Below are 21,269 nucleotides of genomic sequence, written 5' to 3'. Positions count from 1 at the left end.
ATTAATCACGCACTATATCAGTTTTAGCGTATTCACAATATAGCCAGCATCGGCCAGAATACTCATGCTCAAAAGGTTACAGCCTGGAATCCAACTAATTTATCAACCGCAAATGTAGAATAAATTAACAACAAACTTAACCATATGCAACAATTCAAATTGTTTTGATAACAATAACTGTTGAAATCAAGTTAAGGGAATTTCAATCACAAATTCCAGCCCCCGCCCTGGCTCAGAACTAAATTCCAGCCAGCCATGATGTTTCTCTTCAATGATGTGGCGACTAATCACCAGGCTGAGTTCTGGTTCGTTGCTGATTGGCTTATTCGTAAATAGTGGCTCTGCTAAGCGTTGTTGGGATTCGGCAGTGAGGCCAGCCCCATTATCGGCGATCGTGATTCTAATTTTTTCATCGATCCATTGCGTACCAATCCGAATCAGCGGCATCTCATAATCGCTACCAATGCCATATTCCTGCCTGAACATTTCCTCCGAGGCATCGATCGAATCGATCGCATTCGATACCAGACTCATGAACACCTGGGAGATCGGCGCAGGATAGCAAGAAACCGGCGGCAATTTTTTATATTCCCGCATAATTTGAATCGTGCGGTGGGTGGGGCAAGCCTTGAGTCGATGCCGCAGAATCATCAGCGTAGATTCGAGCACCTCATGGATATTCATCAATTGCATCGCCGCATCGTCGCGCCGCAGATAATGCTTGAGCGATCGAATTAACTGGGCGATCGAACCCGCGCCTCGCTCCATCGCCGCCACGATCGCAAAAAAGTCCTTCCGCAAATAGTCAATTTCGATCTGTTGATTATATTGCTCAATCTCCGGCACATTATCCGGCAAATGCTTTTCATAGAGGCGCAGCAAGCCCAGCAAATCATTACCATATTTAGACAAATAATCCACATTGCCCGCGATCACACTGAGCGGATTGCTGATTTCATGGGCCAAGCCACCCATCAATTCACCAAGGGCATACATCTTTTCCTTTTGCACCAGGCTAATCTGGGTTTGCTTGAGATTATCGAGCGCTTGAGATAGTTGCTCGGTTCGCTTGATCACCTTCTCTTCCAGGCTTTGATTCAAATCGAGCAATTCTTTGGTCAGTGCACCGATTTTTAACTGGCTTTTAATCCTGGCGATCACCTCTTCTTGCTCAAAGGGCTTGGTAACATAATCCACCGCCCCCACATTAAACCCCCTCACCTTGTCTTCGGTATCCGATAGGCCAGTCATAAAAATAACTGGAATTTCAGCGGTTTGGGGTGCTTGTTTGAGGCGCTCACAGGTTTCAAACCCATCGATCCCCGGCATACTCACATCCAGCAAGATTAAGTCGGGCGATCGCTCGATCGCTAGCTGAATCCCACTTTCCCCATCCATCGCCACCAGCGTTTGCAATCCGCACCGGGACAGGGTGCGCTTTAAGATATCGCAGTTGATCCGGTGATCATCAACAATCAAAATTGTCTGGGTTGCTATCTGGGATGTGACCTGGGCTTGCCCATCACTTACTGGCGTATCTGGCATGAAAATCTCGGTTGCAATTGACTAGATGTATCTAAATCCAGTCTAGGCTAGTTTTTAATTTCCGAAAATTAGCATTTCTAAAAAGCTGCAAATCATCACGTGAAAGTCCTTAATTGATATTGGCAATCGCCTAGCCACCACCAAAAATCAGTGTTGCAATAAATACCAGAATTAACACAGCAAATAGGATCGCTATTGTAATAACAACTACTAGCACGGTTTGAATCAGGCTAACAAACATACCTTTGCCAAACCCAATAGCGCCACTTTCGGGGTATTTCAGTAACAACCCATATATCAGGGATTGAGTTACATAGCTAATAAGGGTCAAAACTAACCATTCTCTGGGTGGCAAGCCTAATTCAGAATCTAGCGGATTACCTGTAATTGCTCTAAATGCGGATTGCACAGTTCCTACCACCAGATAAGCAACAAACGTGGTGACATATGCATTACCATAAGTAGGCTTTGCACCTAATGCCATTTGCATTGAAAGCTGTAGAATCAGGGCAACCAACAGCGAAAGAATGGCAATAATAATCAAGCCAGCAATTATAAGAACTACGCCACCCTGTTCTAACAATGCTTCCATATCAACCTTTTATGTTAAGAAAACTGCCAATCAAATCGAACCCAACATGTTTTTACCTTGTCATACCATGTTGAGAGTCCTTATAAGGCTACCTGCCGATCGCTATTCAAATTATTAAGATTAAATTTTGATTTACTTAGCATTATGACCCCTACCCTCTATGGCCGTTGGCAAACCCGCTTACTATTAATGCTCGTCGTTGGTGGCTTGATCACGTTACCATTTGCAGCGGGATGGATTGGCCCAGGCGGATCGCAGTTCTTCTGGATTCTGGGCTATTTGATTTTTTTTGGCTTCTTCTTTTGGGACCCACTCTATAACTATGTTCAATCATTTCGGTGGGATCGGGATTGGCCAGCAGCGCTGCAATTCCTGGCGGGGCTGTGGGAAGCATTTTTTATTGTTTTGTTAATCAAAATTTTCCAGTTGCCACTACTGGGTGATCAAGAACTACCCCTCAGTTGGTTCATCTGTCACTACAGCTTAGTTTGGCTGGGGATTTTCATTGTGTCGCAATCGCTAATGCGGCTGATCTTTCCGCGCTGGCGCTTTCGTGGTGGCCAGTGGTTATAGGAAGCGAAATAGCATCACCATCGATCGCGTGAATTTATGCCCATTAGCGATCCCAATTGAGATAGGATCTTAACGAAAATCAATTAATCTAAATCCCCAGGTTGCAGCTTGCTAAAACCAGAACACGTCCAGATTGTTACCTCGACATTTGTGACCGTCTTCATAGCCGAAATTGGTGATAAGACCCAACTCACAGTCCTGATGATCGCCGCCCAAGCAGGATCGCCCCTAGTAGTATTCCTTGGTGCTGCACTCGCCTTAATCACCACTAGCCTTTTGGGTGTATTAGCTGGTAAGTGGCTTTCTAGGCACCTATCACCAAAAGTGCTGCAAATGCTGACCGGGGTTAGTTTTATGTTTCTGGCGGTGGGCTTGGTTTGGGATGCGGTTAGTTAATTACCGTGCAATAAAGAAAAAGTGGGAGAGGAGATAACATGATCGATTGGCAATTACTTGCGATCAGCTTTGGCACAATTTTTATTTCGGAGCTAGGCGACAAAAGCCAGATCGCTACCCTCAGCCTCAGTAGTAGCTCTACTGCGCCTCGGTTTGTTTTTCTAGGTTCAGCTCTAGCATTATTAGTTGCTAGCTTAGTGGGTGTGCTGTTAGGGGGAAGTGTTTATTATGTTTTGCCGACCAGGTTTTTAAAAATAATCGCGGCGTTTATCTTTGCCATGCTAGCATTTCGTACCCTTGCTGGTCATGCCACAGAAGATAAATAGCAAGTTTAGTTTAGCCTATACTATATCTAGAGTCCGCTATAGGTGAACGTCGGCTACATGCCGTGTGTCAGAGGTCAAATTGAACGTCATTCATTGTGCCAGAAGCCAAGGTTGAATATCATTTAGACTCTTTGACCTAGCCTATTTGTGGGCTTTATTTTATTTGCTCAAGTGAGATAGGTCTCCCTAATTCCTGATCTGCACTGGCATAATCAAATAAGTCATCTTCAGGGCGCCGATCGGTGTAATGATCGCAGGGCTAGTGGCAGTATTAAGCTGAATTTGAATATCACTACTGTCGATCGCCTTCAAGCCATCGAGCAGATACTTCACATTAAAAGCAATATCCAGGTCATCGCCAGAAATCTGGGCTGGAATCGATTCTCGCCCTGTAGCCACATCAGGCGCATCCACAGAAATCGCTATTTCTTGGCCAGTTGAATCGATCGACAATTTAACAATATTGTTTTTTTGATCGGCCAGCACTGCAATCCGTTCCAGAGCCGCAATAAATGCTTTGCGATCCAGGGAAATTTGCCGTTCAAAGCTGGTTGGCACCAATTGGCGATAGTTGGGGTAGTTACCATCCAAAAGCCGCGAGGTGAGCGTTTGACTGGCTCCCTGGAAAATCATCTGGGTTTGATCAAACTTAATTGCGATCGCCCCTTCTGTTTGCAATCCCAGCATTTTTTCCAATTCCCGTAATGCCCTGGCCGGGATTGTTACTTCCAAACTATCGGCAAAGGGGGTGGGTGAATCGGCATCCTGCAATTCTGCATTCACTACCGACAGGCGATGTCCATCTGTGGCGGCAAACTCCAGGCTCTCAGCATTAGCCGTCAAATGCACACCAGTCAAAACCCGCTTCGTTTCATCGGTGGCCGCCGCAAACAGAGAGGCATCCAAGCCAGAGATCAAAGCTTCGATCGGTAGGTAGGTAGTTTCGCCGTCATCGATCGTGGGCAAATCAGGAAACTCTTCGATCGGCAAACCGTTGACATGGTAGCGTCCCGAACCACAGGCGATCGCTGCCATCGCTTCTCCTGCTTCCAGGGTCAAGGTCACATCCTCATCTGGCAACCGGGACACAATATCGCTAAACAATCGCGCCGGCAGAGTGATCGACCCAGGTTCAGTTACTGTCGCAGCAAAGTTCACTCTAATTCCCAGATTCAGGTCAAAAGCAGTCAGCTCAACGGTTTGATTTTTATCATCAGCCTTGAGCATAATGTTCGCCAAAACCGGATGAGTAGGGCGCGAAGCGACTGCCCTACCTACCAAAGAAAGGTTTGAAGCGAGTTGATTTTGGGGACAAACTAGTCGCATAGCAATTGCCAGGAGCTGAATTGAAATGGGGTTGCTAAAAATGAATTTGGCTGGTCAGAAAATTTCTGCCTGTAGCTGCCAATGTTAGCACCGTTATTTTTTTATGGCTAGCAACTTTGATTACTTTTTAGATTGCCTTTTTGAAGAAAAAATTTTTTAACTCTTCTAATATTTTCTCTTATAAAACTAATACTCTTATAGTAGTAGTAGGGGCTGTGGAAATTGTGGAAAAAGTACCAAGATCGATTTATATCAAGCCATTCAGCGATTTTTCCCTGTGGAAAATGATGTGGATAAATATACCAGTTTTCCACAGGGTATTTATACCTATGAATAGTTTTCCACATTAAGGGTTTTCTTTTCCACAGTAGATGGAAGGTTTTCCACAGGAAAATGGGCGTTTTCCACAGGTTTTCCCCAGGCTAAGTCGGAATGACTATGGATATTCATGAAAATTAATATCACCGCTAAAAAATAGAGTTAAATTGATCGATTTATGTAAATAAGTATTTAGTCAGTATATATACTGATTGGGAGCGATCGAAATGAGCCGATAGAATGGTTAAATCAAAAGCTGATTTATTAAGCAGTTGAGCTTTGAAATTTATTTATTATTTTTTGAATTTTGGTTATGAAATATCTACCCCTTTTATCCCTTAGGCAGTTGCCGATCGTTCTGAAAAGCTGGGGTTTGGGGGCGATCGCTATCCTGCTTGCCCTACTAGTTTTCGTTACGCCTGCGATCGCTGCCACTGTAGATGATGTGCCTAGTTTGCTTGAAGGCGATCGTACCTGGGTGATTGATTTTGCGGATGTAATTAGCCCCAGCATTGAAAATGGTGTTTATAGCGATCTTGAGCAACTAAATCAGCAAACCGGGTTAGAGGTGCGTTTTGTCACGATTGACCGGATTGATTATGGCCAACCCACCGATGAGTTTGCACAGCAAGTATTTGATAAGTGGTTTCCCACCGATGACGAGAAGGCTAACCAGGCTTTGATCTTGCTAGCGACCGAAGACTATCGCAGTGCGATCGTGACTGGCGCAGAAGTTGAGGCAATCATGCCGGAGTCGATCGCCCAGAGTATTGCTAACACCAATGTGCTGTATCCGGCTCAAAAGAAACAATTTAACCAAGCCCTCAGTGATGGCAGCGATCGATTGGTGGCAGTTTTATCTGGCCAACCTGATCCTGGCGAGCCAGTAGTTCAAGAAAAAACCTTTGCTGCTAGTACCTATGCCACGGCCGAAGAAACTGATACGCAAAGCTCGACTGTGCTGGTGGTAGTGCTATTAGTTGTAGCTACAGTGCTGCCAATGGTGGCCTATTTCATGCTGACTTAAATGTTTATCTGTTCAGCTTAAATCATTGGTATTAGAGGTTTTATTTAATATCTTGATGTCTCCCTTGAGCGAACTACCGGGGAGATTTTTATTTTCGCTCGTCAAATCATGAAAAATCTGCTAAATATAGCCGTGGTGATTTGATAGATAAATATGAGTGCTGAGCCTGATTCAACCATATGCGCTGCTAACCCGCTAGTTTCGATCGTAAGTGTTTACTACAATCGCCAGGGCTTTATTACTGAATCGATCAACAGCCTGTTAGAGCAGACCTATCAGAACCTAGAAATAATAGTCATAGATGATGGCTCCACTGATGACACCTATACAAAATTGAAGGCGATCCAAGATTCGCGTCTAACGGTGATTAGCCATGCAAATATGGGCTTCACTCGATCGATTAAGCAGGCTGTTGCCCTGACAAAGGGTGAATATGTTGCAGTGCATGGTTCCGGTGATATATCGCTACCAACCAGAATTGAAAAGCAGGTTGCGTTACTACAACAGCGACCCGATGTGGGGGTAGTTGGCTGTTATGTTGAAACGATCAATGAATGGGCTGGCTATTCACTCCCCTATGAACGCAAATTAGAAGGGAATATAACCAAAGCTGCTCAGCAGATTAACCCGTTTACCCACGGTGAGGTGATGTTTCGCAGGTCTGTGTATGAGAGTGTGGGCGGCTATCGTGAGTTTTTCCGCTATGCTCAGGATTATGATCTCTGGTTGCGAATCAGTTTGCAGGCTAATTTTGAGATTGTGACTGAATCTTTATACAAGCGATTTATTTTTCCTACCAGTGTTAGTGCTTCGATCGACAAAGTAGTCGTGCAAAAATGTTTGTCGTCATTTGCAGTGCAATGTATTGATCAAAGGATTGAACATGGTGCTGATTTAATCGATCGGTATGGTGAATATGCCGCTTTTTTTCGAACACGCGATCGCAAGCTGGCTAAAGAGCTTTGGAAACTGGCGATTAAGCTGATTTATGTGGGGGACTTTAGCAAGGCTGGCCAAGTTAATCGGCTTAGTATTAATGAAGTGAATTTGGGTATTAATTTCATTACGCAGGGGGTAATTTACTTACTCCAAAACTATCAATTAATGCGCCAGGCGATCGCGCTGATATTTATGCTGCTAGGTAAAGTTCCAGCTTTAAAAATGAACAGGATGGGTGTCTTTGCCAAACAACAGCAGGAAAATAATCATGCAACGTAGTTGGGTAAGATTAAGCATCTGACGACTGAATAATCATGCTGGTAGGAGTTTGGGTTGGGATTATGCATAGTTCTTTGTGGTTTATTTAGCGATGCGGTTTAAAGTTCGGCAGCTTTATATTTTATTGCTGGGGGTAGGCATACTATGTTTTGCAACCACAGTTAGAGATGCCGTATCACCAAATTTATTAGATGATGCCCTGGGCTGGATTACTCTGCTCTACGGGGCGATCGTCATTTTTATGATCAGTTGCGCCGAACCTAAAGTTCAAAAGGCATTGCTCGCGGCATTTTTGGCCAGAGCTATGTTGGCAATTTTGCATATTTATGGTTCACCGTTACCGGATTCTGGGCATGATGCAGTAATGTTTGAGCGGATTGGTTGGGAATGGTCGCAAGAGGGAATCAATTGGCTGTTGGTAAATTTCCCCACTGGGTGGCGCTTATATGCCTGGGCGATCGCCTTGTTTTATACCCTGTTAGGTCGCAGCGAATTAATGATTCAGGCGATCAATGTACTGTTTGGGACTCTGGTGGTTTGGAATACCTATCAAATTGCCAAGCTGTTATGGGGCGCAAAGATTGCGGTTAGGGTTGCCTGGACTACGGCACTTTTCCCGACCCTGATGCTTTATTCAGCAATTACGATGCGGGAAGTCGCGGTGGTCTATCCGCTGACCCTGGGCATTTATTATTTGGTGGCCTGGCAGCGATCGCATCAACCACTGCAACTGCTTGGGGCGCTAATTGCCCTAGTGGTTAGCTTCTCATTCCACTCCGGCATCTTAGTATCGTTTGGGATGCTGGGTCTGATGTTTGTGCTGAAGTGGCTTTATGCCCTGGTTATGGGGTTAAGGAAAGGCATTGTCCGCTACACGGTGGTGGCGATTGTGATTGTGGCGATCGCTGGGGCAATTGTGGCATCCGGTTGGGGGCTAGATAAATTTGGTGGTTCGCTAGCTAATTTGAGTTTGGAATCAGTTGGCACAGCGCAGAGTTCTAGGGCGATCTCAAGGGCTTCCTATCTAGAGGGGATGTATATCAATTCGCCAGTGGATTTACTCACCCAAACCCCAATCCGCTTAGTTTATTTTCTGTATGCGCCGTTTGTGTGGATGATTCGCAACGGCTTTGATCTCGCTGCCCAATTGGATGTTTTGATTTATGTGGTGATTACAATCTCGTTGTGGCGATCGCGCCGTTATATTTTGCGTGACCCGGCGGCACAGTTAGTATTTGCGTTATTATTTGCTAATTTGCTGGTATTTTCCCTTTCCACCTCTAACTACGGCACTGCAATCAGGCACCGCGCTAAGTTTGCGCCTTTGGCGATCAGTTTGACCATGATTATGCCCTGGCAACGTAAGCCGCGCCTCGTAGCACCACAAATTCCTGCTGTTGCTGAGCTAGCCGCTGAACATGTATAAAGTTTTTTTGTTGATCACCTCCCTTGAATATGGCGGTGCCCAAACAGAGCTAGTCAATCTGGCCACCCAATTAAAGGGCTCAGGCTGGCAGGTAGAGGTTTGTACCTTGCTGAAGCCGGAAGTTCATATGCAAAGGTTGGCGCAGGCAGAGATCCCCTTGCATGATTTGGCGATGCAGCGCGGTTTAGCGAACCCGATCGCAATTTTCAGATTGGTTGAGTTAATCCGTCGATCGCAGCCGCAAATTTTGCACAGTCACATGGTACATGCCAATCTACTGGCACGATTGACGAGACTATTTGTGAAGGTGCCACTGTTGATTTCCACGGCTCAAAATATGAAGGAAGGAAGCCGCTGGCGGGAGATTGCCTATCGCCTTAGTGATCCACTTTGTGATTTAACTACCAATGTGAGCCAGGTAGCGGTCGATCGCTATGTTGAAGTTGGCGCAGTGCCTGCTCATAAGGTGCGCTATCTGCCGAATAGTGTCAATGTGGAGCGTTTTAATGCTCAGCCAGAGGCACGGCAAAAATTGCGAACGGAGCTAAGTTTAGAGGGAATGTTTGTTTGGATCGCAGTGGGGCGATTGACCAGGCAAAAAAACTATCCTAATTTGCTCCATGCGTTTGCCGCAGTTGCCCAGAATAACCCCAATGCCTGCTTATTAATTGCCGGTGGTGGTGAACTGGAGGCTCAGATTATGGAGCTGATTGAAAGCTTGGGGTTGGGCGATCGGGTCAGGCTGTTGGGGAATTGTAGTGATATGCCGGATTTGTTCAATGCTGCTGACGCAATGGTGATGGCTTCAGATTGGGAAGGAATGCCATTGGTTTTACTGGAGGCGGCGGCAAGTGGTTTGCCGATCGTAGCTACTGACGTGGGTGGTAATGGCGAAGTGGTGATTGATGGTGAAAATGGCTGGTTAGTCCCCCCTGGGGATACTGAGGCGTTGGCGGTAGCAATGCAAAAAAACATGCAGTTACCAGATGCGGCGCGATCGCAAATGGGGGCGATCGGTCGGCAGCATGTGCTTGAGAATTTTAGTTTGCCCGCAGTGGCAAAACGTTGGCAGGCTTTGTATCAGGAGTTATATGCGCGCTTGGCATAGTGGATTGTTAGTTGGCGATGAGTAGAGATTACAAGCCTGAAATCGTAATACTCTCGGACTTGCTGATCTGACAAAACCTTGCAAATTCCGACAATTCATGGATAATTGCACTGCTGCCGCTAATTCTAATCATGCCAATTTTGTCCTGGCAGGAGCAGTAAACCTATGAAAATTCTGTTTGTAATTACCAGAGCGGATACGGTTGGCGGTGCGCAAGTACATGTCACTGAGCTACCTAAATTATTGCGTCAATATGGGCATGAGGTGCTGGTTTTTACGGGAGCCAGGGGGATCTTTAGCGATCGCCTGGAAAAAGCAGGCATTAACACGATCGCCTGTAAGAGCTTCTTGCCACCGATCAATCCTGGTTTAGATTGGCAGAGTTTTAAAGCCCTGCGGCAGGTGTTGCGCCAGTTTCAACCTGATTTGGTTTCTACCCATTCTAGTAAGGCGGGTGTGCTGGGTCGGCTTGCCTGTCGGCTAGAAAAAATCCCCTGTCTCTTCACGGCGCATGGTTGGGCGTTTACTAATGGGGTGCCGCCTCTGAAGCGGTTTATTTATCAACAAATTGAAAAACTAGTTGAGCCCTTGGCAGCCAAGATTATCTGTGTGTCCGAGTGCGATCGCCAACTTGCTTTGCAGGCTGGAATGCAGTCCCAGCGATTGCTTACAATCCATAACGGCGTGGTTGATGTCCCGCCGGAATTGATCGCAAAACCAGGCTTAGCCGATCCGGTCAAGATTGTGATGGTGGCGCGGTTCGATCGCCAAAAGGATCACCTTACCCTGATCAAGGCTTTTAGTAGATTGCAAAATATTGACCAGGCACAGTTAGAACTGGTGGGCGATGGCCCGAATTTGGCAGCGATGCAAGACTTAGTTAACGATCTGGGAATTAGCGATCGGGTCAAGTTTTGGGGTTTCCGCCAGGATATTGCCGAAATTCTCGCCCAGGCACAGATATTTACGCTAGTTTCCCACTGGGAAGGCTTTCCACGGGTCACCCTGGAGGCGATGCGGGCTGGTTTACCGGTAGTGATTACGAATGCGGGTGGTTCGGCGGAGGCGATCGATGAAGGCAAGAGTGGCTATGTGATTAATGTAGGTGATGGCGATGCATGGCGCGATCGATTGCAAACTTTGGTGGCAGATACCCAATTGAGAACAGAAATGGGTAGATATGGCCGCGCTTTGTACGAGCAAAAGTTTACCCTGGAGCGATTGTGGCAAGAGACGTTTGCGGTCTATGAGCAGGTATTATCATCAACCCCGCAAATTATTAAGCAATCTTTGGGGAATAATGAGCAGTCATTGAGAACTAGTGATGGCGCAAGTTGAACTACTAATTACTGGGGCAACTGGTCTAACCGGAACGCTATTGCTGCAACGCATGGCGATCGGGAAACCCGACCAGGTAACCCATTGTCTGGTGCGCCCTACCAGTGATCACAAGGCGATCGATAAGCTGGATTTGCATTTGCATTATGTGATTGGTGATAGTGCGATCGCGGCAAGCTGGAGCGAAGTGTTGGCAGATATTCAACCCAGCACGATCGTGCATATTGCTTCGATCCGGCATATTGATGCCCTCTTGGCAGGGATTCAGGCGAATCAGGCAAAGTTTGAGCATCTACCCCGCTTGATTATTGTGGGCACCACTGGTATTTATTCCCAATACAACCAGTATGGCCAGATTTATACGGAGCGCGAGGCTAGCTTAGCTGCATATGCGGGGGATTCTTGCCTGTTGCGGCCAACCATGATCTATGGCTCGGAGCGAGATAAGAACTTGCATAAGCTAATTAAATTTTGCGATCGCTATGGTTTTTTTCCAGTCTTTGGCGATGGCAGCCATCTGTTGCAGCCGATCCATGCTGATGACTTGGCTCAAGCCATATTAGCCGCGATCGATCGCCCGCAAGTCAACGGCACTTACGATGTTTCCGGTGGCACTGTGGTCACGTTTCGGGAATTGTTGGCATTAGTGGCACAATTAATTAATAAACCAGTGCGTCAGTTAGCGTTGCCGTTGAATGTAGGTGTGGCCTTGGCGAGTTTGAGTGAGATCGTTTTGAAACGGCGATCGCCCGTGCGCCGGGAGCAAATTTTGCGATTGCAAGAAGATAAAGCCTATGCCCATGATCTGGCTCAGCAAAAATTAGATTTTAAGCCGCGCAGCCTTGCAGATGGGCTACAACAAGAGGTGGAACTAATGCGACAAAAGGGGATTATTTGAGCTTAGTAGCTTAGCAAGTAATGATTAATAACGGTTAATGGGGATTAATCAAGATGTTCACAATCGGATTGAATGGGGTGCAAACTTTAGCAGGATTGATTGGTATTGGGGGGAGGGAGCCGATCGCTAGCATGTTCAATACATTTGCCCTGCCTGGCATTTTTGATACTGGTTTAGGGTGGGGATTCCTGATGGCCAGCTTTGGTTTGAGCTGGAAGGTGGTGCGCTTAATTAAAAATCGCTTCGCCTTCGCCCTATTAGATATTCCCAATGAGCGTAGCTCCCACAAACAACCTACTCCCAGAGGTGGTGGGTTGGGGTTTGTGATTGCCTTTGTGATGGTTTCATTGGCGATCGGCTTTTTTATGGTGATTGGTGAGCGGGATATTGCCTTGTTTAACTTGAATTTTCCACCGATCGATCTGGGCGTAATCTGGCTGTTGCTGTTGCCACTGGTGGTAGTGGGCATCATTGACGATCGCTTTAGCCTGGCCAGTAAATGGCGCTATCTGGTGCAGGTGACGGTTACGATTAGCGCTGGGGTTTATTTTGGTGCATTCCCCCAACCCTGGCTCTCCGATTGGCTGGGGAGTTTTTTTGCTCCAATTGTAATTAGTATTATTGCCACCGTACTGACCATTTTTACGATGACGGCGATCGTGAATTTCTATAACTTCATGGATGGCCTGGATGGTCTGGTGGCAGGCACTACCGCGCTGCAATTGAGCTTTTTGGCAGTTTACTTAGATCAACCTATCTGGTGGTTCTTGGTGGCCGCGATCGGCGGCTTTTTGGTCTGGAACTGGTCACCGGCCAAGGTGTTTATGGGGGATGTGGGGAGTACGTTTCTAGGCGCATGTGTAGCGATCGCCCTGTTGCAGGAACCAGATGTTACCCTGGCCTGGTCTAGCCTTGCGATCGTGGCTCCGCTGATGGGTGATGCCATGTATACGGTGTTTTCGCGTTTGCTGCGCTGGGAAAATATTTTGTTGCCGCACCGCAGCCACATTTATCAACGTTTACAACAGTCGGGTTGGTCCCATCCGCAGGTGGCGATTACTTATATGGGTTTCACTGTGGCGATCGCTGGTTTGATTTTTACCTGGGGTGAGATGGGCGCTTGGCTTAGTTTTGCCGCAACGATCGGGGCGATTATTGTTAGTGAATTGTATTTGCATCATGCTAATTCTAAGCTCATTGAGCCGCCGCAGAATTTGGAAGGTTAACTAGATCCTTGAACCTCTTGCGATCGATATGTCGATATGATGGAGAGCCTGAGTTCGGTAGATCTTTTTAACCATGATTTGTGGTGAGGGAGCGGTTTTCACATAACCGATGTGGGGCACATCTCAACTCGATCGCTTTTATCGATCAAGTATCTATTCAAAAATAAACCTCTTGAAGATGATCTGGCCATAGACATTAAGCCCGATCGGGGGTTGGCGGCGACTAGGCAAATTACGGTAAATATAAGAAAATTGTAGATAGTGTTATGTTCGTAGTAGTAATTAGTCGTAACACTATATATTGTGTAAACCCTGGCTACTTAGTTATTGATTAACTAGAACTGAACCAGAGCTTAAGCAAAATCCTTTTTTCCCTCACTCGTTTGGGACGCAAGCCTATGTTATGCCCCTTTTGCCAGAATACCGATAGCCGCGTGCTGGAGTCTCGATCGGCGGAAATGGGTCAGAGTATCCGCCGCCGCCGTGAATGTTTAGAATGCCGCCGCCGTTTTACTACCTACGAGCGGATCGAGTTTGTACCGATCACGGTGTCCAAGCGCGATGGCAAGGTGGAGTCGTTTGATAAGTCGAAGTTGCTACGCGGGGTGGTGACGGCCTGTGAGAAAACGGGCGTGGGTTCCATGCAGATCGAGGCAATGATCGATGAGCTGGAGGCACAGTTGCAGTTGCGCAGCGATCGCCATGTGACCAGTGCGGAAATTGGCGAGATGGTGTTGGAAGCGTTGCGATCGTTGTCTGAGGTGGCCTATGTGCGGTTTGCATCGGTCTATCGCCAGTTCCAGGGGGTGACTGATTTCGCGGAGGCGTTGCGCCAGTTTGATGCTAAGTATCAACATGAGCACCAGCATGATGAGATCGTTGGGCCGGAAAAAGTAGAACTAAAAAACGAAGAAGCGATTGTTAGTAAATCTGAATCTAACTAACTTTCTAGCTCCCGCCTACCCTCGATCGCCTTCGCCAACGTAATCTCGTCCGCATATTCCAGATCGCCCCCCATTGGAATGCCAAACGCAATCCGGGTCACCCGCGTAAAATTCTTGAGCAACCCACCCACATATAGCGTGGTGGTTTCCCCTTCCACACTCGGTGAGATCGCCATGATCACCTCATCAATCTTGCCCGAACTAGCGCGGCGCAGCAGGCTTTGAATATTTAATTGATCGGGGCCGATCCCATCCATCGGTGAAATCAAGCCACCCAGCACATGATATTTGCCCTTATACTCGCGGGTTTTTTCCAACGCGATCAAATCGCGGGAGTCAGCGATCACACAGATTGTCGTATCATCGCGGCGATCGTCGCTGCAAATTTCGCACACTGGCTCTGCGGATAAATGTCCACATACCTGGCACATGCCCACTTTTTGTTTGGCAGCAGTGAGGGCAGTGGCGAGCGCTTCCACTTCTGCTTCGGGGCGTTTGAGAATATGCAAAGCTAGGCGCTGGGCAGTTTTAGCACCGATCCCTGGCAGTCGTTGGAATTGTTCGATCAGGTTGGCAAGCGGGCGAGTATACAAAGATTGTCTTCCTTAGTTCAGAAATCAGATTTAGCAATCAGGTTCAGCGATCGATCAATGTAAGGGCAAATATTATGTTACTGCATTGATTTAGACTGGATTGATTCGAGGGTGACTTTGGCTTGATTAATTATATCGATCGCTATTTTTAAATTTTTGAACAACTATGCAAGGTCGCGTATTAGTAGCAATAACCGGTGGGATCGCCGCCTATAAGGTTTGCCATGTGGTTTCTGCCCTTGCTAAAGCTGGGGTTGAAGTGCAGGTGATTTTAACCAATTCAGCGATCGAATTCATCTCACCCCTCACCTTCGCTACCCTATCCCGGCGGCCAGCCCTGACTGATGCTGACTTCTGGCAACCGACCCACGGCCGACCATTGCATATTGAACTGGCAGAATGGGCAGATTTGCTGGTGATTGCGCCGCTGACTGCCAATACCCTGGCGAAGCTGGTGCATGGAATGGCGGATAATTTGCTTACTAATGTGGTGCTGGCTTCTCGATGTCCAGTGCTGGTGGCTCCGGCCATGAATACCACCATGTGGGAACAAGCCACGGTGCAGGCCAATTGGCAAAAGCTCTTGCAAGCTGAGCGATACCTGGCGATCGACCCTGGCAGCGGTGTTCTGGCCTGCGATGCGGTGGGGATAGGGCGGATGGCGGAACCGGAGGCGATTTTAGCAGCGATCGAGTCGATTTTATTGACTAAAGGTCGGCAGGATTTACAAGGTAAACAGGTCTTGATCAGTGCTGGGGGGACAAGGGAGTTTCTCGATCCGGTGCGGTTCATTGGTAATCCTGCCACTGGTAAGCAGGGCATAGCTTTGGCGATCGCCGCTAGTTTGCGTGGCGCAACCGTGACGCTGGTTTTGGCTCGTAGTGCGGTAAATTCAGCTAGCTTGAATAGTGCGATCCAGGTGATTGTGGTAGAAACCTCGGCGCAGATGCATCACGCGATGCTAGAAAACTTTGGCAAGGCAGATATTACAATCATGGCGGCGGCGGTGGGGGATGTAAGAACCGCTAGTTATAGCGATCGCAAAATTCCTAAGGCCTTATTGCCAGAGAGTTTAGCCCTGGAGAAGATTCCCGATATTGTGGCGGATCTGGCTAAACAGAGGCGTAATGATCAAAGACTAATTGGCTTTGCGGCGCAGACTGGTAATCAAACCGAGGTGATCGCGGCGGCGAAATCTAAGCTGGAACGTAAGCAATTGAATATTATTGCCGCAAATGCTGTAGATAGTCAACAAACTGGATTTGCTGCTGATACAAATCAGGCAACTTTTATTAATGACGCTGGTGTGCAGGTGACCACGCCGCTCTGCTCAAAACTGGAGCTTGCCCATCGATTGCTTGATTTTGGTTTAAATGATTTTAAATAATTAAATGATTAAGTTTGCCTAATTGTTAATCAATATATAATTCCAGTTATGTCAGCCCAGAACTGGCGATGCTAGCAATTCTAATTATTGGTAATTATTGGTAATTATTGGTAATGGAATTCTTGATGATCACTACGATGAATAATATTTGGCCTTGGAGTACAGATAAATTCTTAATCAACTCTGACTAAATTCAAAGACTTTTGCATCGTCACTAACTCATCCTTGTGGGCACTGACCCAGATGCGTGAGCTTAGAGGTGTAGATGCAGATTCACTTAGTTGCTCAGTCTCCGACACATTACTACTGTTCAAGTCACCAGATCGCAATTGCAAGCTGATTTGCTCATCTCGATCGGCTCCCCGCCAATAGAACACCCCGGCCAATGGTGCCATCAAACAGAGAAATAGGAAATAATTGCCGATCGTCGGTAATAAAATACTCAACACCAAACCCAGACAAGCAAGCCCCAAGGCCGAAAGAAAAACTAACAGCCCCGCCAAAAATGCACTTGGCTTAACATGCCCCTCCAGGGTGACCAATTCCCGCTCTGGTTCAATTTTGATCACCTTATAGGCACGCTGTTGCAGATAGTAGCGCACCCGTTCTAGTAATTGATCGTCGATCAATCCTTCCGCCTCAAACAGCCATGACTGGGTGCGATCTTTGGTGGAGCCTTTGATGAAGAAAAACAAGCCAACGATCAATAAACTGGTCAGGAATAATGCTGAATCTAAAAAAAGTGAATTTGTATTACTCATCAAACTTGAGGTTGGGGCAGGTGTAATCAATCAAATGTAATATGATTGTTTAAGGGGTGGTTCAAAACTATTAGCTTATAAGTCGTATTGTTTGGCATTGATCTAACTATTTGCGATCTAATTTAGATCATGAATTAGATATGCAAAGATCCAAATTAGCTAACTTAATAAAAACTTCTAGAACCATTTTGAGATCCTTACGATCGGTCTGATTGAGAGAATGACAGGGATTATTTATTTAATTGCTGTAACTCTGATCAGGCAGGTATTTCAAGCTAGATCCCAAAGAGGTTCTATACATAGGTTAACCGAAATAGCGATCGAGTTTGGATTTTCGCAGTAAACTAAGAAGATATAAGTAAATAGTCGTAAATCTAGGCTATTTACGGTAACTCTTTAGTAGGGGTTTTGCTAAGGCGTTACCACCATCCTAGTTATACAATCGTGAGTTACTAGGACTTTTCCGATGGCAAGGTTGGTGGGGTGGTCGATCGGTAGTTTAGTTGCAGATTTTAATGCCAATAATTCCAAGGCAAACTAAATCACAGAATAAATCAAAAGCAAAAGAGTACTTTGTAGAGCTGATTGCCCTGACTCGGCTATTGATAGATAAAATCGGTTTAATCGTATTGTTGATCAAACTGGATGTCTTGATTTAGCAAACGCAGCCAGGTTGCAATAAATATCGTGGGGACGAGTAGAAATGCCAGAATATTCATTAAATCCTGGGCAACCGGAAGAGTCGATCGACCTGTCCCGGTTTCTGCGGACTTTGCGCAAACGTTGGCTGGTGGTTGCCTCAATTTCGGCTACCCTGTTTGCCACCGTTGCCGCATATACTTACATCAAAGAGCCAGTATATCAATCGGAAACTTCTTTGCTAATTGACGATGCCACCATTTCGGTATCCAACCTGCCAGTCAATGATGGACTGGATAAATATAGCAAAGAACCGAGCTTAGATACAGAAATTGCGATCCTCAAGAGTCGATCGCTAATTGAGCCGGCGGTGGCACAGTTAGATAACATCGATCCCACCATGACTCAGGATCAGATGGTGTCATATGTACTCGAAAATTTGTACATTAGGCAGGAGAAGGGCGCAAGTGTATTGTGGCTAATTTACCGCGACCCAGATCCCCAAAGGGCAAAAGATGTACTTGATTCTTTGGCCTCAGCCTATTCGCAATATAGCCTCAAAGATCGCCGATCGCGCTCTAGTACAGCGATTCAATTCATTGAAGATAAGCTTCCACAGGTTAAAAAAGACCTGGATGAGTCAGCCCTGACTGTGACTAAGTTTCGGGAAAAATATAAAATTGTCGATCCTGATACCTATGCCGCTTCTGTTTATACGATGAAGCAGGATCTCGATACTCAGGCGCAACAGCTACAAATTCAAATGGCGCAAACCCAACGGCAGTTCAAGGAATTACAGCGCCAGGTAGGTGGTTCAACTGATTTGGTTCTGGGCAAAGCGATTCTGGCTGAAGATATTACCTACCAGAATTTGGTCAAACAGTTCCAGGAAGCTGAAACCCATTATTATCTAGAGCGTACCAGATTCCAAGATGATCACCCGGAAGTGCAGGTGGCCAAGGATCGCCGCGATCAACTCTATAAATTGATGCAGGTGCAGGCCGAAACTGTTTTGGGTGGTCGAGCTGCGCAGGTGGGGATTTCTACCGCAGTGCCAGCCAGTGCTGATGGCTCAATTCAGCAAAACTTAGCTGGAGCCTTATTTGAAACCCAAACCACGATGGCGGTGCAGGCGGCGCAGATGGGCAGTGTAAAACTTGCTCAAGAGCGAGTCTCTGCTATTTTTGCCCAAATCCCCCAACTCCAGCAGCGATATACCGAGTTGCAGCGACAACTAGAGCTGGATTCAGCCGTATTTACCAGCCTGTCTGAAAAGCTGGAAGAGTTGCGAATTGCCGAAGCACAGGAGATTTCTTCGTGGCGAGTGCTGGATGCGGCGTTGTTGCCATTGCAACCGATCGAACCAAATGTGTTGCGTAATCTGGTCTTTGGTGGATTTGCGGGGATTTTGTTTGGGGTGGCGATCGCCATGTATCTAGAGCGCTCCGATGAGCGGATCAGAGAAGTCGAAGAAGTGCGCGAGCTGACCCATGTGCCATTGCTGGGCTCGATTCCCCGTACCGATATGCTAGAGCTTTCGCCGGTGGTGGAAAAAGAAACTGCCCTAGCGCCAAGCATGATGCATTCTGCTTTCCGGGAGGCACTGCGATCGCTGGCGTTGAATTTGCGTTACCTGGGTGGTGATTTAAGCATTAAATCGATCGCTTTCACCTCTGCTGTTCCCTCTGAAGGTAAGAGCACGTTGGTATTTAATCTTGCCTCTATTCTTGCCGAACTAGGCCACAAGGTGCTGGTGGTGGATGCGGATATGCGTAAACCAAATGTGCATCATTTGGCCAAGTTGCGTAATAACTATGGTTTATCCACGGTGATCGCCACTAATCGTAGTTGGCGGCAGGTGGTGCAATCGGCCAATGTCAAAGGCTGTCTGAATGTGATTACCTCTGGGCCGTTGCCACCCAACCCAATGGTGTTGTTGGAATCAACCAAAATGACCAAGTTGTTGCAGTTATGGCGACAAACCTATGACTATGTATTGATCGATACACCGCCGATCGTGGGGATTACCGATGCCCAATGTCTGGCCGGGAAGGTGGATTCGGTGGTTCTGGTGGCAGCGATCGAACGATCGACTCGTTCTGCGATCGCCAGGGCAGTAGAAATCCTTGGCCACAGCCGCGCCAACATGGCAGGCATTTTGATTAATATGATCGAACGCAACGATAGTAGCTACTACTACAACTATTATTCGTCCTACTACAAGAGCAATAACAAACCCTTGTTGCCGGTCTATGCCGATGATCCTAAATCAGAGTCCTCAGATGATCCCCTGGCGGAAGACCAAATGACGGTTAAGCATTAGCACCACATAGAGGTCACTGCTTAGCTTCCCATTTTTAGCTTACAAGTATGTTGATTGGCGATTGCCTGGAATAGGGCGATCGCTTTTTATTTATTTATTTATTTATAATTATTTATATTACCTACAAGAAATCATAAAAAACAAAAAACGGCTGGGGGGACACCCAACCGCACAGAGTTTTAAACCTTGTGTTACTTACTAGCTAATTATCATAAGATATCTGACTAACGATGTAGCAGACATTGATAAGGAGATGGACAAGCAAGAACTAATTCAAAACTCCGATGTACTTAAGACTGGCAATTACATTATGTGGTTTAGCACTATGGAAGTCAGTAAGTTTTAGTGGGGCAAAAAGTGAGGTTGTAGGTGGGTAGGTAGGTAGGTAACGATCGCGCTGGTTAACAAGCTAAAGATCGCCCCATTCTTTCGGCAACATATTCGCAACTAGTTCAAATCCGCCCTGGCCATCGGGAGTCACGATATAGGCAATGCCCTGGGGATCGGGGTAGATGCCAGTTGCCGACTCAAAAATATCATCATGTCCCACAATGATTGTATTGGTGCCATTGGGGGGGATTGCAGTTAATAACGGCATCACGTTCGCCTTCATTTCTTCTACCTGCGTATCGGTATAGTCCTCAAAGGGCAGGAAATTGAGAGCCGGGTTTTTTTCATATTTACTAAAAGCCAGATCAGCGGTTTTCCAGGCACGACAATATTGGCTGGAAATTACCTGATTATAGGGAATATCTTTAGCTTCAAAGGCTTTGCCGATCGTACGTGCCTGTTGCCAGCCCACTTCGCTCAATACCCGTTGCGTAGCGCAGTTATTCACATCAGCCGTGACTTGATCGGCATAGTCTTTCTCAGTTTGCGCATGACGGAAGTAAATTACATGCCCACCTTGTTTGAGGGCGTTGAGTAGTTCTGTACCGCTGAGTTTATCTTGAAAATCTGCATTTGCCTGCTCACCGGGACTCAGCCCTTCATCTGCTTGGGCGATCTGATCGGACACGTTTTCCGCTGGTGGTGTTTCTGTAGCTGGATTGGGGGCTGTTGCAGTAGTGGTGCAAGCACTGCTGATGATCAACAAACATGAACAGAGCGCAAGCGATAGGGAGCGTGGGAATTTATGGGGGCGTAGTATTTGCATTTTTAATTAATTGAGACTGAATAGCAATAAGTGTATCAAAATGATGGACTTATTTTATATTGATTATTTATTAAGAAAGATATTGATATTGTATTTTTGCTTGTAAATCAGTTTAGGAGTTTATTCTACTCTTAAGATAGACATCTAAC

Annotated in this window: 19 protein-coding genes; 13 read left to right on the top strand and 6 right to left on the bottom strand. The window is 46.5% G+C overall.

Annotated elements, in window-relative coordinates:
* Positions 1 to 186: 186 nt before the first annotated feature.
* Both PSE7367_RS07300 and PSE7367_RS07295 read right to left on the bottom strand, forming a co-directional pair.
* Positions 187 to 1,545, bottom strand: a complete 1,359-nt coding sequence (locus tag PSE7367_RS07300) for a hybrid sensor histidine kinase/response regulator (protein ID WP_015164729.1) — start codon at positions 1,543 to 1,545, stop codon at positions 187 to 189.
* Positions 1,546 to 1,675: 130 nt separating this feature from the next.
* On the bottom strand, positions 1,676 to 2,137 hold the full coding sequence (locus tag PSE7367_RS07295) for a hypothetical protein (RefSeq protein ID WP_015164728.1): 462 nt from the start codon (positions 2,135 to 2,137) through the stop codon (positions 1,676 to 1,678).
* A gap of 144 nt (positions 2,138 to 2,281) precedes the next feature.
* Between PSE7367_RS07295 and PSE7367_RS07290 the strand changes: the two genes are divergently transcribed.
* From PSE7367_RS07290 to PSE7367_RS07280, 3 genes are all read left to right on the top strand, one after another.
* Positions 2,282 to 2,710 carry a hypothetical protein gene (locus PSE7367_RS07290; protein ID WP_015164727.1) on the top strand — a complete coding sequence of 143 codons (429 nt, stop codon included), beginning with the start codon at positions 2,282 to 2,284 and terminating at the stop codon, positions 2,708 to 2,710.
* 108 nt (positions 2,711 to 2,818) lie between these two features.
* The gene (locus tag PSE7367_RS07285) at positions 2,819 to 3,106 is read left to right on the top strand and encodes a TMEM165/GDT1 family protein (protein ID WP_015164726.1); all 288 of its coding nucleotides are present in this window, start codon (positions 2,819 to 2,821) and stop codon (positions 3,104 to 3,106) included.
* A gap of 38 nt (positions 3,107 to 3,144) precedes the next feature.
* On the top strand, positions 3,145 to 3,432 hold the full coding sequence (locus PSE7367_RS07280; protein WP_015164725.1) for a TMEM165/GDT1 family protein: 288 nt from the start codon (positions 3,145 to 3,147) through the stop codon (positions 3,430 to 3,432).
* Positions 3,433 to 3,618: 186 nt separating this feature from the next.
* On the opposite strand, the gene dnaN is transcribed toward PSE7367_RS07280, so the two are convergent.
* On the bottom strand, positions 3,619 to 4,758 hold the full coding sequence (dnaN, locus tag PSE7367_RS07275) for a DNA polymerase III subunit beta (protein ID WP_015164724.1): 1,140 nt from the start codon (positions 4,756 to 4,758) through the stop codon (positions 3,619 to 3,621).
* 631 nt (positions 4,759 to 5,389) lie between these two features.
* Here dnaN and psb32 point away from each other — a divergent pair.
* The 8 genes from psb32 (at position 5,390) to nrdR (ending at position 14,261) form a co-directional block, all read left to right on the top strand.
* Positions 5,390 to 6,103 carry a photosystem II repair protein Psb32 gene (gene psb32, locus PSE7367_RS07270; protein ID WP_015164722.1) on the top strand — a complete coding sequence of 238 codons (714 nt, stop codon included), beginning with the start codon at positions 5,390 to 5,392 and terminating at the stop codon, positions 6,101 to 6,103.
* Positions 6,104 to 6,256: 153 nt separating this feature from the next.
* Entirely contained in the window at positions 6,257 to 7,321 is a 1,065-nt protein-coding gene (locus tag PSE7367_RS20300) for a glycosyltransferase family 2 protein (protein WP_015164721.1), read from the top strand.
* Between the two features lie 91 nt (positions 7,322 to 7,412).
* Complete coding sequence (locus tag PSE7367_RS07260) at positions 7,413 to 8,747, top strand: ArnT family glycosyltransferase (protein ID WP_015164720.1); 1,335 nt, start codon at positions 7,413 to 7,415, stop codon at positions 8,745 to 8,747.
* Entirely contained in the window at positions 8,740 to 9,855 is a 1,116-nt protein-coding gene (locus PSE7367_RS07255; RefSeq protein ID WP_015164719.1) for a glycosyltransferase, read from the top strand. Before PSE7367_RS07260 ends, PSE7367_RS07255 begins: the two co-directional genes overlap by 8 nt.
* Before the next feature lie 165 nt (positions 9,856 to 10,020).
* Entirely contained in the window at positions 10,021 to 11,193 is a 1,173-nt protein-coding gene (locus PSE7367_RS07250) for a glycosyltransferase family 4 protein (protein ID WP_015164718.1), read from the top strand.
* The gene (locus PSE7367_RS07245; RefSeq protein ID WP_015164717.1) at positions 11,180 to 12,091 is read left to right on the top strand and encodes an NAD-dependent epimerase/dehydratase family protein; all 912 of its coding nucleotides are present in this window, start codon (positions 11,180 to 11,182) and stop codon (positions 12,089 to 12,091) included. Before PSE7367_RS07250 ends, PSE7367_RS07245 begins: the two co-directional genes overlap by 14 nt.
* A gap of 191 nt (positions 12,092 to 12,282) precedes the next feature.
* Positions 12,283 to 13,317, top strand: coding sequence for an MraY family glycosyltransferase (locus tag PSE7367_RS07240; RefSeq protein WP_041699269.1), 1,035 nt, complete (start codon positions 12,283 to 12,285; stop codon positions 13,315 to 13,317).
* Between the two features lie 398 nt (positions 13,318 to 13,715).
* Positions 13,716 to 14,261, top strand: a complete 546-nt coding sequence (gene nrdR, locus PSE7367_RS07235) for a transcriptional regulator NrdR (protein WP_015164715.1) — start codon at positions 13,716 to 13,718, stop codon at positions 14,259 to 14,261.
* Here nrdR and recR read toward each other — a convergent pair.
* A complete protein-coding gene (gene recR, locus PSE7367_RS07230) occupies positions 14,258 to 14,854 on the bottom strand; it encodes a recombination mediator RecR (RefSeq protein ID WP_015164714.1) in 597 nt (198 codons plus the stop codon). The genes nrdR and recR overlap by 4 nt on opposite strands.
* Before the next feature lie 166 nt (positions 14,855 to 15,020).
* Here recR and coaBC point away from each other — a divergent pair, with 166 nt between their 5' ends.
* Positions 15,021 to 16,241, top strand: a complete 1,221-nt coding sequence (gene coaBC, locus PSE7367_RS07225) for a bifunctional phosphopantothenoylcysteine decarboxylase/phosphopantothenate--cysteine ligase CoaBC (protein ID WP_015164713.1) — start codon at positions 15,021 to 15,023, stop codon at positions 16,239 to 16,241.
* A 173-nt stretch (positions 16,242 to 16,414) separates the two neighbouring features.
* Here the strand turns inward: coaBC and PSE7367_RS07220 are convergent, their stop codons facing one another.
* A complete protein-coding gene (locus PSE7367_RS07220; protein ID WP_015164712.1) occupies positions 16,415 to 17,002 on the bottom strand; it encodes a cofactor assembly of complex C subunit B in 588 nt (195 codons plus the stop codon).
* Between the two features lie 703 nt (positions 17,003 to 17,705).
* On the opposite strand from PSE7367_RS07220, the gene PSE7367_RS07215 reads away from it, so the two are divergent.
* Complete coding sequence (locus PSE7367_RS07215; protein ID WP_015164711.1) at positions 17,706 to 19,964, top strand: GumC family protein; 2,259 nt, start codon at positions 17,706 to 17,708, stop codon at positions 19,962 to 19,964.
* A gap of 409 nt (positions 19,965 to 20,373) precedes the next feature.
* Here the strand turns inward: PSE7367_RS07215 and PSE7367_RS07210 are convergent, their stop codons facing one another.
* Positions 20,374 to 21,120 carry a histidine phosphatase family protein gene (locus PSE7367_RS07210; protein WP_015164710.1) on the bottom strand — a complete coding sequence of 249 codons (747 nt, stop codon included), beginning with the start codon at positions 21,118 to 21,120 and terminating at the stop codon, positions 20,374 to 20,376.
* Positions 21,121 to 21,269 lie beyond the last annotated feature (149 nt).

The organism is Pseudanabaena sp. PCC 7367 (assembly GCF_000317065.1).
GTDB classification, from domain to species: Bacteria; Cyanobacteriota; Cyanobacteriia; order Pseudanabaenales; family Pseudanabaenaceae; genus Thalassoporum; species Thalassoporum mexicanum.
Note: the sequence above shows the minus strand (reverse complement) of the source record. Positions and strands in the feature narration are given on the sequence as shown.